Origin of the sequence: Shinella zoogloeoides (genome assembly GCF_033705735.1) — a bacterium.
Lineage (GTDB): Bacteria > Pseudomonadota > Alphaproteobacteria > Rhizobiales > Rhizobiaceae > Shinella > Shinella zoogloeoides_A.
This window is the reverse complement of the sequence record NZ_CP131131.1, coordinates 822,316-836,721: the sequence shown is the minus strand read 5'-3', so window position 1 is coordinate 836,721 and position 14,406 is coordinate 822,316. Positions and strand designations below refer to the sequence as shown.

At 65.6% G+C, this 14,406-nt stretch carries 11 protein-coding genes; 5 read left to right on the top strand and 6 right to left on the bottom strand.

Annotated features, from left to right (window positions below):
- Nucleotides 1-7 precede the first annotated feature (7 nt).
- A complete protein-coding gene (locus tag ShzoTeo12_RS21645) occupies nucleotides 8-1,168 on the bottom strand; it encodes an ABC transporter substrate-binding protein (protein WP_318914214.1) in 1,161 nt (386 codons plus the stop codon).
- A gap of 5 nt (nucleotides 1,169-1,173) precedes the next feature.
- Complete coding sequence (locus ShzoTeo12_RS21640) at nucleotides 1,174-3,381, bottom strand: TonB-dependent siderophore receptor (RefSeq protein ID WP_318914212.1); 2,208 nt, start codon at nucleotides 3,379-3,381, stop codon at nucleotides 1,174-1,176.
- Nucleotides 3,382-3,639: 258 nt separating this feature from the next.
- On the opposite strand from ShzoTeo12_RS21640, the gene ShzoTeo12_RS21635 reads away from it, so the two are divergent.
- Nucleotides 3,640-4,644 (top strand): AraC family transcriptional regulator, encoded by a 1,005-nt coding sequence (locus tag ShzoTeo12_RS21635; RefSeq protein WP_318914210.1) that lies wholly within the window; start codon nucleotides 3,640-3,642, stop codon nucleotides 4,642-4,644.
- A 5-nt stretch (nucleotides 4,645-4,649) separates the two neighbouring features.
- Here ShzoTeo12_RS21635 and ctaD read toward each other — a convergent pair whose 3' ends face one another.
- The 3 genes from ctaD to ShzoTeo12_RS21620 all read right to left on the bottom strand — a co-directional run bounded on the left by ctaD (nucleotide 4,650) and on the right by ShzoTeo12_RS21620 (nucleotide 10,887).
- A complete protein-coding gene (gene ctaD, locus ShzoTeo12_RS21630; protein WP_318914209.1) occupies nucleotides 4,650-6,245 on the bottom strand; it encodes a cytochrome c oxidase subunit I in 1,596 nt (531 codons plus the stop codon).
- 311 nt (nucleotides 6,246-6,556) lie between these two features.
- Nucleotides 6,557-9,643 carry an efflux RND transporter permease subunit gene (locus tag ShzoTeo12_RS21625; RefSeq protein WP_318914340.1) on the bottom strand — a complete coding sequence of 1,029 codons (3,087 nt, stop codon included), beginning with the start codon at nucleotides 9,641-9,643 and terminating at the stop codon, nucleotides 6,557-6,559.
- Between the two features lie 23 nt (nucleotides 9,644-9,666).
- A complete protein-coding gene (locus ShzoTeo12_RS21620; RefSeq protein WP_318914207.1) occupies nucleotides 9,667-10,887 on the bottom strand; it encodes an efflux RND transporter periplasmic adaptor subunit in 1,221 nt (406 codons plus the stop codon).
- A gap of 111 nt (nucleotides 10,888-10,998) precedes the next feature.
- On the opposite strand from ShzoTeo12_RS21620, the gene ShzoTeo12_RS21615 reads away from it, so the two are divergent.
- The 3 genes from ShzoTeo12_RS21615 (at nucleotide 10,999) to ShzoTeo12_RS21605 (ending at nucleotide 13,504) form a co-directional block, all read left to right on the top strand.
- The gene (locus tag ShzoTeo12_RS21615) at nucleotides 10,999-11,667 is read left to right on the top strand and encodes a TetR/AcrR family transcriptional regulator (RefSeq protein WP_318914205.1); all 669 of its coding nucleotides are present in this window, start codon (nucleotides 10,999-11,001) and stop codon (nucleotides 11,665-11,667) included.
- 198 nt (nucleotides 11,668-11,865) lie between these two features.
- Nucleotides 11,866-13,122: an MFS transporter gene (locus ShzoTeo12_RS21610; RefSeq protein ID WP_318914204.1), complete on the top strand. Its 1,257-nt coding sequence runs from the start codon at nucleotides 11,866-11,868 to the stop codon at nucleotides 13,120-13,122.
- Nucleotides 13,123-13,267: 145 nt separating this feature from the next.
- Nucleotides 13,268-13,504: a hypothetical protein gene (locus ShzoTeo12_RS21605; RefSeq protein ID WP_318914202.1), complete on the top strand. Its 237-nt coding sequence runs from the start codon at nucleotides 13,268-13,270 to the stop codon at nucleotides 13,502-13,504.
- Nucleotides 13,505-13,608: 104 nt separating this feature from the next.
- Here ShzoTeo12_RS21605 and ShzoTeo12_RS21600 read toward each other — a convergent pair whose 3' ends face one another.
- Nucleotides 13,609-14,067, bottom strand: coding sequence for a DUF3597 domain-containing protein (locus ShzoTeo12_RS21600; RefSeq protein ID WP_318914201.1), 459 nt, complete (start codon nucleotides 14,065-14,067; stop codon nucleotides 13,609-13,611).
- 143 nt (nucleotides 14,068-14,210) lie between these two features.
- Here ShzoTeo12_RS21600 and ShzoTeo12_RS21595 point away from each other — a divergent pair, with 143 nt between their 5' ends.
- Nucleotides 14,211-14,393: a hypothetical protein gene (locus ShzoTeo12_RS21595; RefSeq protein ID WP_318914199.1), complete on the top strand. Its 183-nt coding sequence runs from the start codon at nucleotides 14,211-14,213 to the stop codon at nucleotides 14,391-14,393.
- Nucleotides 14,394-14,406 lie beyond the last annotated feature (13 nt).

The window sequence follows — 14,406 nt, the reverse complement described above, 5'->3', positions numbered from 1 at the left end:
CTCGTCCTTACTGCGGCTTGTAGTCGATCCAGAACGTGCCTTCGAGCGGCACCGCCAGGAAACGGGCATTGATCTCGGCGAGCGTCTCGGCGGGATCGACATCCGCGAAGCGGTCGGGATGCATCCATTTGGCGAAGCACTCGAAGATGAGGATGTTGAGCACCGAGATGGAAAGCTGGTGCGAGACGGCATGAGCCCTGCCCTCGTGCACGGCCGTCAGCGCCTCTCGCATGCCCTTGCCGAGAATGTCGGCGAAGGATGCCTGCGCGGCCGCCTCGGAAATGCCGCCGCCGAGGACGAGGCCGCCCTGGGCGACAAGATGCGGGCCGCCGGTCGCGATATAGACCGTCGGATCCGTGCCGATGACATATTCGGGGCTGAGCTGTCCGTCATAGCCGGGCACGTCGGCGCCGATGCTCCTTCCGCCGGCAAGCCGCAGATATTCCGTCATGCGGTTGCCCTTGCCCGGCGTCGAGCAGCAGGTCGCGCCGGCATGGGCGTCGACAAGCACCGAAACCGGCTCCAGCGCCGCCGTGCGATCCGTGATGCGCTTGTAGCGGGTGCGCAGGAAATCGCCGAAGGCCTCGCCTTTCGCCTCCTGCCCAACGGCCTTCGCCAGCAGCGCGACGGAAAAGGCCGTCGTTTCCGCCGGGCCCTTGCCGTCGTTCACCGGCCCGTCGAGGAAGATGACGGGTACGCCCGCCGCCTCCAGCGTGGCGACGATCTCCGTCCAGCCGGTTTCCCAGATCGACACGACGAAGAGGTCCGGCTTGACGGAAAGGATCGCCTCCGTCGAGGTCTTGCCCGGCAGCACGCTTCCGACCGCCGGAATGGCGTCGATGGCCGGGAAGCGGCGGCGATAGGCGTCGTACATGCCGCGGTCGATGCGCTGGGGCGCGGCCCAGCCGGCAAGGCGCGAAACGGGATCCGCATCGACGAGAGCGAGCGAGATGAGGATGAGGCTTTCGTTCGTGACGATGCGGCGCGCGGGCGCGGCAAGGCGCACCTCGCGGCCGGCGGCATCCGACAGCACGATTTCCGCCCGCCCTTCGGCCGGAAGCGCGAGGGCCATGAGGAAGGCAGCCACCGCCAGCATCCAGTGCAGGAGACGGAAGGCCGGCGGCGTGCCGCCAGCCCTTCCCGTCGCGTTCGGTCGCGCTGTCGCCAATCGCGTCACCATTCGAATTTCAGGCTTGCCGTGATGGTCCGGCCCGGCCCGTAGTTGCAGCTTCCGCCCGTGGCATTGGTGCACTGGACGACATGGGTTCTGTTGAACAGGTTGGAGACGTTGACGCGGAAGGTCGTTCCGGCAAAATCCTTGTTCAGGGCGCCTAGATCGTATTGCGCACCAATATCCACCAGCGCAAGGCCGGGGATTTCGAGCGAGTCGAGATAGGTCGTGTCGGTATGGTAGGACGACATGGCGCGCACACCGGCATTCAACGCAAGGCCCTCGGCCCATTCCGGCCGGTACTGCACCCAGAGAGCGCCCTGATGCGTCGGCACGCGGAGCATGTCCTTGCCCACCTGAGTCGCGATATTCGTCGCGAGCACCTTGGAATCGGAATAGGCGTAGGAGGCGATCAGGTCCAGTTCCGGCGTCAGCTCGTACTTGCCCTCGATCTCGACGCCGCGGATGCGCTGCTCACCGGTCTGGATATTGCCGAGCGTCGCGCCCGTGCCGCTGTAGACTGGCGTCAGCGCATTGTCGAGCTTCAGGTCGTAGAGCGAAACGCCGATCATGCCGCGCCCGCCTTCCGGCTCGTACTTGACGCCGACCTCGAACTGCCGCGACTGCTGCGCCTCGTAGGGATCGCCGTTCACGTCTGCGCCGATGGTCGGCAGGAACGCCGTGGAGAAGCTCGCATAGGGCGTCAGGCCGTTGTCGAAGAGATAGGCAAGGCCCGCGCGGCCCGAAAGCGCGCTGTCCTTGTTCTCGTAGGTCACGTTCTTCAGGCGGTCGGTCGTCGTGATCTCGGAATGATCGTAGCGAAGGCCGAGCGTCGCCAGCCAGTTGTCGTAGCGGATCTGGTCCTGGGCATAGACGCCGACCTGATCCTGCGTTGAGAGCCTGGAGGTCGTCCATGCCGGGAAGGGATAGGTGCCGCCATAGACCGGATGGAGATAATCCTGCCCGGCGATGGCCGCCGAGCCGAAATGCCGGTCGGACCGGATGTGGAAATATTCGAGGCCGAACAGCATCGTATGGTCGAGCGCGCCGGTCTCGAAGCGCGCCTCGAGCTGGTTGTCGATGTCGATGGACGACAGCGTGTCGTCGGATGCCGAGACGACCCGTCCAAGCGTGGTGCCCGAGGGCGGGTTCGACGGCCATGTGAAGGCCGGATTGACGACCGCCAGGAACATGTTCTGATCGGCATAGCTGTATCTGAGGTTCTGCCGGAACGTCAGGCTCTCGTTGAAATTATGCGAGAACTCGTAGCCGGCCGTATAGAGATTGGCGTCGAACTCGTTCGCATTGGAGAGATAGTCGCCCATATGGGTGTCGGTCGGGATCTGCCCGGCGGGATTGGGGATCAGCGTGCCGAATGCAGGATAGAAGCGCCCGCTGAAATTCTTCGGGTTCACCTTCTGGTAGAGGCCGTAAAGGGTGAGCGAGGTATCCTCGTCGGGCGACCAGGTGAGGCTCGGCGACAGCATGAGCTGCCGGTTGCGCTCCTTGTCGATCTGGCTGCCGAGATCCCGCCCCTGCCCGACGAGACGGTAAGACCAGTCGCCGTCACTGCCGAGGGGCCCCGTGAAGTCGGCCGAGGTCTGGATGCCGCCGAGCGAGGATGTCGTCACCTCGACCTCGTTATGGGCGGTGGTCTGCGGCCGCTTGCTGACCTGGTTGACCAGCCCGCCGGGCACGGTCTGCCCGTAGAGCACCGAGGCCGGCCCCTTGATCACCTCGACGCGCTCCAGCGCGTAGGAATTGATCGGCCAGGAGGCGTAGCCGTCGGGATCGCCCGCCTGGGCGAGACCGTCGAGCCAGAGCCTGGAATAGGCGTTGTAGCCGCGGATCCACATCCAGCCGCCGCGAACGTCGTCGCCATTGGCCTCCGCGAGGACGCCCGGCGTGTAACGAAGCGCCTCGCGCACGGAATTGGCGCCGCGTGCGTCGATTTCATCGCGCGTCACCACGCTCACGGCCTGCGGCGTCTCGCGCAGCGAGGTCGTGGTCTTCGAGGCGCTGCGGCTGGTCTTGGCGACGATGCCCTTGTCCGGGCCGCGGCCGGTCTCCTTGCCGCCGTCGACGGTGACGGTCTCCAGCGTGGTCGCGCCGGCATCCTGCGCCAGCGCATGGCCGCCCGCCGCGGTCACGGCAAGCAGCACGGTCGAGGCGAGCCAGAGGCGCTTTCGCCAGGCCGCCCGCCATGCCATTCCCGCCGCATCCATTTCCGTTCCGTATGCCGAATTCATCATCGCCGCCCTGACAGCTATACCTTGCCTTAAACTTGACCACTTAAATCAAGTTAATGTATTCCTTAGGGCAACAATCGCACGGCCGACAATGTCGGTTCCTTTGCGCGACACGCAAAAGCCTTTGCGCACCGGTAAATCGTCATGGGGCGTGACGGTTCGCTAAGGCCCGCGGGTCACGTTGCGACGCACGGGACGGCGGATATCGAAGGATCGGACATGGCAGCCGAAGGCGGAGCCGGACTGAAGACGAATGACGGACGCCTGCGCGTGCGCGACTTCATGCGCCATGCCGGCATCGCCTTCGACAGCCCGGACGACCGGCTGACGCCGGACGATACCTTGATGAAGGGCGCATTCCTGCACCGCGAGCTGCGGCGGGGCCTCGTGCTGCATGCCAGCGACGCCATCGAGGAGCGGCCCTTCACGGCCACATCGCAGCTTCCCGAGGAGCTTTCCTGCATCTTCTTCCTCGAAGGTAGCGTCGATCTTTCCATCGGCGACCGCCATTTCGCCTTCCAGGCGAACCGCGGCGCGGCACGCGGGGTCGCGATCATGAATGCCTGCCCGGAAAGCTTCGCGCGCGCCTCGCGCGGGCGCCAGCACCTGCGCCATCTCGTGGTTTCGGCCACGCCGGAATGGCTGCATCGCGACGTGCTCGAAGCCGTCGCCGATACCAAGGGCGGCACGCGGCTGTTGCGCGACCATCTTGCGGAATACCGCTGGACGCTGACGCCGCGCATGGTGGAGCTGGTGCGGCAGATCTTCAGCCCCTCCCCGCTCATTCCCGAGCTGCGCGACCTCTATCTCGAAGGCCGCGCCGTCGAACTGGTGGCCGAGACCATGGCGGCGGCGCTGCGGGCGGACCGGCGCGAGGCGGGCGGCGGCCTGCTGACCCGGCACGACATGACCTGCCTCCAGCGCGCCAAGGATTTCATCGCCGCGCGCGCCGCCGAACCGCTCAGCGTGGAGACCATCGCGCGCGAGGCCGGCATCAGCGCCAGCGGCCTGCAGCGCCTGTTTCGCGCCGCCGAGGGCCGCAGCGTCTTCGACCATGTGCGCAACGTCCGGCTGGAGCGGGCCTATGCTGCGCTCGCCACCGGCGAGGCCAGCGTGCAGGAGGCGAGCGGCATCGCCGGCTATACCAGCGCCGCCAACTTCGCCACCGCCTTCCGCCGCCGCTTCGGCATCGTGCCGACGGCGGTGAAGCGTAGCCCCGCCTAGGCGCCCTATTCGATCAGCGGCAGCGCAGTAAACTGGTGGAAGGGCGGCGGCGAGGAGAGCGTCCATTCGAGCGTCGTCGCCCCTTCGCCCCAGGGATTGTCGCCGGCGACGCGCTTTCTCGCAAAGGCTTCCGCCACGGCAATGAAGAAGACGACAAGGCCGGCGGCGGAGATGTAGGAGCCGACCGAGGAGACGAAGTTCCAGCCGGCGAAGGCGTCGGGATAGTCGGCATAGCGGCGCGGCATGCCGGCAAGCCCGAGGAAATGCTGCGGGAAGAAGACGAGGTTGACGCCGACGAAGGTCAGCCAGAAATGCAGCCTTCCCAACGTTTCGCTCATCCGGTAGCCGCTCATCTTCGGGAACCAGTAGTACCAGGCGGCGAAGATGGCGAAGGCCGCGCCGAGCGACAGCACGTAATGGAAATGCGCGATGACGTAATAGGTGTCGTGCAAGGCCCGGTCGACACCGGGATTGGCGAGCACCACGCCGGTGACGCCGCCGATGGTGAAGAGCAGGACGAAGCCCATGGCCCAGAGCATGGGCGTGGCGAAGCGGATCGACCCGCCCCACATGGTCGCCAGCCACGAGAAGACCTTGATGCCCGTCGGCACGGCGATGACCATCGAGGCGAAGGCGAAGTAGCGCTGCGAATCCAGCGACAGCCCGACCGTGAACATGTGATGCGCCCAGACGACGAAGCCGATGGCGCTGATCGCCACCATGGCATAGGCCATGCCGAGATAACCGAAGATGGGCTTTCTGGAGAAGGTCGAGATCACATGGCTGACGATGCCGAAGGCCGGCAGGATCATGATGTAGACCTCGGGATGGCCGAAGAACCAGAACAGGTGCTGGTAGAGGATCGGATCGCCGCCGCTCGCCGGCTGGAAGAAGGTCGTGCCGAAATTGCGGTCGGTGAGCAGCATGGTGACGGCGCCGGCCAGCACCGGCAGCGAGAAGAGCAGCATGAAGGCGGTGACGAGCATCGCCCAGGCGAAGAGCGGCATCTTGTGCAAAGTCATGCCCGGCGCGCGCATGTTGAGGATCGTGGTGATGAAGTTGATCGCCCCGAGGATCGACGAGGCGCCGGACAGATGAATCGACAGGATGACGAAATCGACCGCCGGCCCCGGCTGGCCCTCGGTCGAATAGGGCGGATAGAGCGTCCAGCCGCCGCCATGGCCGTTCACCCCGGTCGCTCCCGGCACGAACAGCGACAGCACGAACAGGACGAGCGAGGCGACGAGCAGCCAGAGCGAGACGTTGTTCATGCGCGGGAAGGCCATGTCCGGCGCGCCGATCATGATCGGGATGAACCAGTTGCCGAAGCCGCCGATCAACGCCGGCATGATGACGAAGAAGATCATCACCAGCCCGTGCGCGCTGACGACGACGTTGAAGATGCCGGGATCGGAGAAGAGCTGCAGGCCCGGCTCCTGCAACTCCATGCGCAGCGCCACGGAAAGGCCGGTGCCCAGAATGCCCGACAGCATGGAAAGGACGAGATAGAGCGTGCCGATGTCCTTGTGATTGGTGGAGAACAGCCAGCGGGCCGCAAGGCCCGGCCGGTGCTCGACTTCGTGCGTGATCGTCTCGGACATCGCTTCCACCTTTCCTCCGGCGGACCGCCTCACCTCCGCCATGCGTTGCTTTCGGCGAGTCTGGACAGCGGGAAACAGGAAGGCAAACGGAATTAAATGCGCTATAAAGACAAAAAATTTGCACTGAACAGGTAATCGCCCAGCCGCGCACCTTTCCCGGCGTCGCCCTGCCGAATTCCCGAAGGCGTGGCCACGACCGCTCGTGAGCCGAATACGGCAAGGCTATCGCCGTTCCGCTCGTCAACCGGAACGGCCCCGTCTGGTCCGAAAGGCAGGATTTTCTCTGCGGGCAGCGCCCTATGGCGCCACCGCTAGGCTTTTCGCCGGCCCGCGATAACCACGAAGAGCAGCGGCACGAAGAAGATGCCGAGCACGGTCGCGGCGATCATGCCGCCCATCACGCCGATGCCGATGGCGTTCTGCGCCGCCGAGCTCGCGCCCGTCGCGAAGGCGAGCGGCAGGACGCCGAGGATGAAGGCGAGCGACGTCATGACGATCGGCCGGAGACGCATGCGCGCGGCCTCCAGCACGGCGTCGACGGCGCTCCGGCCCTCATCCCGCAGGTCCTTGGCGAATTCGACGATGAGGATGGCGTTCTTGGCCGTCAGGCCGATGGTCGTCAGCAGGCCCACCTTGAAATAGACGTCGTTCGACTGGTCGAAGGCCCAGGCCGCCACCAGCGCGCCGAGCACGCCGACAGGCACGGCGAGCAGGACGGAGAGCGGAATGGACCAGCTTTCGTAGAGCGCGGCAAGGCAGAGGAACACGACGAGCAGCGAGACGGCATAGAGCATCGCCTCCTGCGATCCGGCGAGCCTTTCCTGGTAGGAAAGGCCGGACCAGGCCGCGCTGTAGCCGCCGTCGAGGCCGGAGACGAGCGCCTCCATGCGGTCCATCGCATCGCCGGAGCTGGCGCCGGCCTGCGCCGCGCCGTTCATGGAGATGGCCGGCGTCCCGTTGAAGCGGGAGAGCGAGGGCGAGCCCTGGATCCACTTGGTCGTGGCGAAGGCGGAGAACGGCACCATCTCGCCGTCGCCGTTGCGGGCATACCAGCGCTCGACATCCTCCGGCTGCATGCGGAAGGGCGCGTCGGCCTGCACATAGACCGGCTTGATCTCGCCGTTATAGACGAAGTCGTTGACGTTGCTGCCAGCAAAGGCCGTGGAGATCAGCCCGTTGATGCCGCTGAGGTCGATGCCGAGCGCGCCGGCCTTCTCCTGGTCGACCTCGATCTTGAGCTGGCTTTCCAGCGTGCGGGTATTGCCGCGCACATTGCCGACCGTATCGTCCGCCTGCGCAAGGTCGGCAAGCCGGTTGCTGGCCGCCGTCAGCGCGTCGCGTCCCCGGTTGCCGGTGTCCTCCAGATACATGGAGAAGCCGTTGCTCTGCCCCAGCCCCTGAATGGCCGGCGGGGCGAGCACGAAGACCTCCGCATCGCGGATCTTGCGGAAATGCGCCGAGGCGCGTTGCGATATGGCGGAGGCGGAGAGCGAGGCATCCTTGCGCGCATCGAAGTCCTTGAGGCGCACGAAGGCCATCGCCGCGTTCTCGCCGCTGCCGCCGAAGCCGAAGCCGAGCGTCATGAAGACGCTCTGCACCGCGTCCTTCTCGTCATTGAGGAAATAGTCCTCGACCATGTCGATGACGGCCTGCGTGCGGGCGGCATTGGCGCCGGCCGGCAGGGTGATCTGCGTCATCAGCACGCCCTGGTCCTCCTCCGGCAGGAAGGAGGAGGGAAGCTGCGTATAGACCCAGCCGGCGCCGGCCAGCAGCGCGGCGAACACCACGAGCATGCGCAGCGGCCTTGCGACGATGCCGCCCACCGCCCGCACATAGCCGCGCGTCGTCTTTTCGACGCCCCGGTTGAAGCCGCCGAAGATGCGCGCCGCCAGCCCGCCATGGGTGGGCTTCAGCAGCATGGCGCAGAGCGCCGGCGTCAGGACGATCGCGACGAGGACGGAGAGCAGCATGGCGCTGGCGATGGTGATGGAGAACTGCCGGTAGATGACACCGACCGAGCCCGAGAAGAAGGCCATGGGAATGAAGACGGCGGTGAGCACCAGCGCGACGCCGATCAGCGCACCGGTGATCTCGCCCATCGACTTCTCCGTCGCCTCGCGGGCGGAAAGCCCCTCCTCCGACATGACGCGCTCGACATTCTCCACCACGACGATCGCGTCGTCGACGAGGAGGCCGATGGCGAGCACCATGGCGAACATGGTCAGCATGTTGATGGAATAGCCGAAGGCCGCGAGCACCCCGAAGGTGCCGAGCAGCACGACGGGCACCGCGATCATCGGAATGAGCGTCGCCCGCAGGTTCTGGAGGAAGAGCAGAAGCACGAGGAAGACGAGCACGATGGCCTCGATCAGCGTCTCGACCACCTTCTCGATGGAGAGTTCCACGAAGGGCGTCGTCTCGTAGGAATAAGCGATCTCGACGCCCTCGGGCAGCGAGCCCGCGAGACCGTCGAGTTCCGTATGCACGGCCGCGGCCGTGGTGATGGCATTCGCGCCGCTGGCGAGCTGCACGCCGAAGCCGGCGGCCGGCATGCCGTTGAAGGTCGAGCTCTGGCCGTAGCTTTCCAGCCCGATCTCGACGCGCGCCACGTCGCCGAGGCGCACGACGGAGCCGTCCTTCGCCGTCTTGAGGATGATCTTGCGGAATTCCTCGGCGGAGGTCATCTGCGTCTGCGCGACGATGCTCGCCTTCAGCTGCTGGCCGCGCACCACGGGCGTCGCGCCGATGGAGCCGGCGGCGACCTGCGCGTTCTGCGCCTTGATGGCCGTGGTGACGTCCGAGGGGACGAGCTGGTATTTCTGCATCTGGTCCGGGTCGAGCCAGACGCGCATGGCATAGCCGCTGCCGAAGGACTGCACCGAGCCGACGCCGTCGAGCCGCTCGATGCGCTCCTCGATGCTGCTCGACATGATGTCGGAGAGCTCAGAGGAGGTGTAGCGGCCGTCCCGCGAGATGATGTTGCCGATCATCAGGATGCCGGAAGGCGAGCGGGACACGCTGACGCCGGCATCCTGCACGGCCTCGGGAAGCTGGGATTCGACGCGCGCCAGCTTATTCTGCACCTCGACCTGCGCCAGTTCCGCATCCGTGCCGCTGGCGAAGGTGAGTGAGATGGAGGCCGAGCCGGTATTCGAGGAGGATTCCATGTAGAGCAGGCCGTCGAGGCCGGTCATCGCGCTTTCGATCTTAGTGGTGACCGAGTTTTCCACGGCTTCAGCGGTGGCGCCGGAATAGGACGCGCCGATGCGCACGGTGACGGGCGCGACATCGGGATATTGCGAGATCGAGAGCGAATAGATGCCCATCACGCCCGACAGAAGCGTGGCGATGGCGAGCACGATGGCGAAGACGGGGCGAGCGATGAAGAAGCTCGCCAGGGCATTGCGCCGCAGACCTTCCGTCATTTCGAAGCTCCCGACGCATCGTCAGCCTGGGCGGGGCCGGCGAGCGACTGCTTCACCACGCCATCCTCGTCGATGACCGCTTCCACCGGCGTCACGGCGGCGCCCGCGGAGATCTTCTGGAAGCCGTCGACGATCAGGCGCTCGCCGTCCTTCAGCCCCTCCGTCACGATCCAGTCGTTGCCGGACGTGCCGAGGGTCGTCAGCGTGCGCTGCTCCGCCTTGCCGTCGGCGGAGACGACATAGGCCACGGGCTCGCCCGTGCCGCTGCGCTGCACAGCGCGCTGGGGCACCAGGAAGGCGTTCGGCATACTGCCGAGATCGACGGAGGCGCGCACGAACATGCCCGGCAGCAGCACGCGCCGGGGATTGGGGAAGCTGGCGCGCAGGGTGAAGGTGCCGGTGCTTTCGCTGACATTCACCGTCGCCAGCGAGATCGTGCCGGTCTCATCGTAGTCCGCGCCGTTCTCCAGCGTCAGCCGCACGCTCGGCGCGCCCTCGCCGTCGCGGCCGAGGCGTCCGGCCTCGACATCCTGGCGGATTTTCAGGAGATTGGCGCTGGTATCGACGAGGTCGACATTGACGGGATCGATCTGGCGGATCGTCGCCAGCGCATCCGTCTGGTTCTGGGTGACGAGCGAGCCGACGCTGACGCCCGCCATGCCGATGATGCCGGCGATCGGCGCCTTGATCGTCGTGTTGTCGAGGTCGATGCGCGCGGTCTCCAGGCTGGCCTTCGCCGCCTCCACGTCGGCCTTCGCCTGAAGCAGCGCCGCCGTCGCCTCGTCCAGCGCCTGCTGGCTCACCGCGCTCTGCGATTGCAGCCGCGCGTTCCGGTCGAAGGCGGCCTGCGCGGATTGCTGGCTCGCCTCGGCGCGCGACAGGGACGCGGCGGCCGCCGCATAGGCCGCGCTGAATTTCGCGTCGCGCACCTTGAAGAGCACGTCGCCGGCATCGACCTTGCGGCCCTCGCGGAAATCGATGCTCTGGATGATGCCGTCGATCTGCGGGCGGATCTCCGCCGTGGCATGCGCGACGACGCGGCCGGAGAGCTGGGCATGGCGCGGCACGGACTGCGCCTTCAGCACCACGAAGCCTACCTCCGCGGCGGGCATGGCGCCGCCGCCGGCCGGGGCGTTCCCGCTGCTCTGGTCCGAGCAGGCGGCCAGAAGGAGGCCGGCGGCCACAAGGCCGATCCGCAGGAGTCTCTCGCGCATCATGCACCCTTTTCCGGTAGCGGCAGATCATCCTGCCCGCTTGTCATATTTACAAAACTCATTGGTACCATTAATATCCCGATATCGACATTGTCAATGCTCCACGGAAATCCCATGCCCGAAACGCCTGCCCCTTCCCTTCCCGCCAAGCGCAGGACGCGCGGCCGCCCGCGGCTCGCGACGCCCGCCGAGCAGCGCGCGCGGATCATCGAGGCGACGCGCTGGCTCATCCTGGCGCAGGGCTACGGCAAGACGACGATGAGCGAGGTCGCCACCCATTGCCGTGTCTCCAAGCGCACGCTCTACGAACTCTTCCCCTCCAAGACCGACCTCCTGGGCGCGATCATCGAGCAGCACCGCACCAGCATGCTGGCGCTTCCCGGCGACTACCGGCACCTCGGCCTTTCCGACGCGCTCGAACGAATCTTCCAGGTCGATATCGGCGAGGAGGAGGATAGGGCGCGGGAAGCATTCCTCAACCTCACCGTCGTGGAGGCGGCGCGCTATCCGGAAGTCGGCGAGATGATGATGCGGCTCGGCGGCCGGCGGGCGCATGCGCTGCTGGCCGAGTGGATGGAGGGCGAGAAGCAGGCCGGGCGGCTTTTCACGGACGACACGATGAGCGCCGCGACCATCCTCATGGACATGATCTTCGGCGCCGTCGTGACGAAAACCGGCACGGGCGCCGAATGGCCCGGCCTTAACGCGCGCAAGGACTACATGCGCCGCTGCATCCGCATCTTCGTCCACGGCACCGGCACGCCGCCGGCGCCGGAGGCGTGATCCGGCATACCGCACCAACGGTGGCTCGGACAGCACGAGACCTGTGATCGGCAGCGGCGCGCCGATCAAGCCCGGCCTCCCCGGCGCGGCTGTTTCCCGTTGACAAATATTCGTTTCCCGGCTTCTTATCCCACGACCGACAGTCGGGCGCGTGCTCTACGATCAGCGGGCCACTGCTCCTTCCCACAAGAGCCTTTCATGCAAATCACATCGGCGGGCGACCGCTTTGCCGCCTTCCGGCATCGTTCCTACGCCCAGTTCTTCTTCGCCCGTTTTCTCGCCGCCTTTGCGATCCAGATCATCTCGGTCGCCGTAGGCTGGCAGATGTATGAAGTCACCAGAAGCGCCTTCCTGCTCGGCATGATCGGGCTGGTGCAGTTCCTGCCTTCGCTGCTGCTCATCCTTGTCACCGGTTCCGTGACCGATCGCTACAGCAGGCGCTCCATCGTCTCGATCTGCCTCGCCATCAGCGCCTTCTGCGCCGCCGCGCTGCTGCTGCTCACCGTTACCGGCACTTTCGCGCCCGTCCCGGTCTTCGTCATTCTCGTGATCTTCGGCATTGAGCGCGCCTTCATGGGACCGGCAGTGCAGTCGCTTTCGCCCAATCTCGTGCCGGAAAAGGACCTCGCCAACTCCTTCGCGTGGAATGCCTCGTCCTGGCAGACGGCCTCGATCGTCGGCCCCATGACGGGCGGCCTGCTCTATGGGCTCGATCCCACGGTCGCCTATTCGGTCGCCCTCGCCTTCATGGCCGCGGCCACCGTGCTGGTCTTCCTCATTCCCAAGCCCGCCCAGCGCAAGGTAGGCGAGCCGACAAGCTGGACCTATATCCTTGCCGGCTTCAAGTTCATCCGCTTCGAGAAGGTCGTGCTCGGCGCGATCTCGCTCGACCTCTTCGCGGTGCTGCTCGGCGGCGCCGTCGCGCTGATGCCGATCTTCGCATCCGACATCCTGGTTCTCGGGCCGCTGGGCCTCGGCCTCCTGCGCGCCGCTCCCGGCGTCGGCGCAATCGCCATGGCGATCTTCCTGGCGACGTTTCCGATCCGGCACGGTTCCGGGATCAAGATGTTCGTCGGCGTCGCCGTGTTCGGCCTCGCCACGATGGTTTTCGGCCTGTCGCAAACGCCCTGGCTCTCGATCGTGGCGCTCGCCTTCATGGGCGCCGGCGACATGATCTCGGTCTATGTGCGCGAGACCCTGATGGCGCTCTGGACGCCCGATGAGGTGCGCGGTCGCGTCAATGCCGTCAACTCCGTCTTCATCGGGGCATCCAACGAACTCGGCGAATTCCGCGCAGGCGTCATGACGCATTTCATCGGCGTCGTACCGGCCGTCGTCATCGGCGGCGTCGGCACTCTGGCCGTCTCGGTGCTATGGGCATGGATGTTCCCGCAGTTGCGCAAGATCGATGCGCTCGATGCGCCGGACAGAAGTGAACGTCCCGACATTCGATAGATCCGGACTGAAACCAACGGACAATGGCCGGATCCGGCATTGGGCGTGAGGCTCCACTCCGGCGCATCCCTGCGCCGCCGAAATACCCCTTCCCGGAACCTCGGGAGCCGCGCGCGCATTTACCTCGAAAAGAGGAGATGCATCCATGGTTGATCCGAAGAACACGGCATCGCAAGCATCCGCCACCGAGGTCGAGGACCCTCACCCGGGCAGCGTTCCCAACGGAACACCCATTGCGGCATCCGACCGGAAACCGCCGCGGCCGCACAAATTCTCGGCCGAAAGCCGTCCCAAACCGGAGGTTTTGCCGCTAACGGAGAACAAGACCCGCATCAACACCGAGGCGCCGCGGCACCCGACAAAATCGGCTTCGGCATCGTGATGCCGCTGATCGCGTCGGTCCTATGTTCCGTTCCCGGCGTCAATTCATCGCCAGGGCGCTGGCCCTGACGATGACAGAGGCAGAGGCAGAGGATCGGCGGTTACTCAATCAAGCAACTCAGCCGGCACCTTTCCTCCATTGTCGGCCAGCGCCTTCATGAGCGCCTTGTGAAGCCAGACATTCATGGTCGCCGAATCGTTCTTGTCTCCCGTATAGCCCAGCTCGTCTGCAAGTTCCTTGCGTGCCGACAGGCTTGAATCCAGATCGAGCGCCTTCATCATATCGACGATCGAGCGACGCCAGTCGAGTTTCTGTCCGTTCTTCTTCACCGCCGCATCCATGACGGCCGCGACGTCGACCGACCCGGCCTGCTTCGAGACGCCGGATTCGGAATGCGCACCCGAGAGCGTTGCAGTGACTTCGTCGCCAAGCTTCGAATTGGTGCCTGCCGTCCCAGCCATATCGGCGCTTGCAGGGCTGCCGGCGCCCGCCGTCACGGTCCGCTCCGGCTGCTCCGCCGAACCACCGAAAAGTTTTTCCTTAATGCGGCTGAAAATGCCCATGAACAGCTCCTTTAGCGTTTGACACGTCTGAAGATTAGGGCGGGACCGCAGGGTTTCAATGACCGCGCAAGGCTGACGCTGCCCATGACCGGCCGGAACAATGTCGGGAAAGGCGGGTTTTGCGACATGAACCGGAGGCCGCCATGCTCATCGATCCCAAAGACCCGAAGAAGCCGGTGGAGGTTCCACCGGAAGAAACGCCGGATTCCTTGCCCGATATTCCCGAGCGCCCGATTGAAGAACCGGGCCCTGATGTCATCCCTGAAGAAGCGCCTGATGTCACTCCCGTACCCGACGAGGAGGTCCCGGCTAAAATGCGCCGCTGAGAAGGCAGACGCA

Coding starts and splice junctions, on each gene's coding strand:
- ShzoTeo12_RS21595 (WP_318914199.1), top strand. CDS start 14,211: ATGCTCATCGATCCCAAAGACCCGAAGAAGCCGGTGGAGGTTCCACCG.
- ctaD (WP_318914209.1), bottom strand. CDS start 6,245: ATGTCCGAGACGATCACGCACGAAGTCGAGCACCGGCCGGGCCTTGCG.
- ShzoTeo12_RS21620 (WP_318914207.1), bottom strand. CDS start 10,887: ATGATGCGCGAGAGACTCCTGCGGATCGGCCTTGTGGCCGCCGGCCTC.
- ShzoTeo12_RS21605 (WP_318914202.1), top strand. CDS start 13,268: ATGGTTGATCCGAAGAACACGGCATCGCAAGCATCCGCCACCGAGGTC.
- ShzoTeo12_RS21615 (WP_318914205.1), top strand. CDS start 10,999: ATGCCCGAAACGCCTGCCCCTTCCCTTCCCGCCAAGCGCAGGACGCGC.
- ShzoTeo12_RS21610 (WP_318914204.1), top strand. CDS start 11,866: ATGCAAATCACATCGGCGGGCGACCGCTTTGCCGCCTTCCGGCATCGT.
- ShzoTeo12_RS21600 (WP_318914201.1), bottom strand. CDS start 14,067: ATGGGCATTTTCAGCCGCATTAAGGAAAAACTTTTCGGTGGTTCGGCG.
- ShzoTeo12_RS21640 (WP_318914212.1), bottom strand. CDS start 3,381: ATGGCATGGCGGGCGGCCTGGCGAAAGCGCCTCTGGCTCGCCTCGACC.
- ShzoTeo12_RS21635 (WP_318914210.1), top strand. CDS start 3,640: ATGGCAGCCGAAGGCGGAGCCGGACTGAAGACGAATGACGGACGCCTG.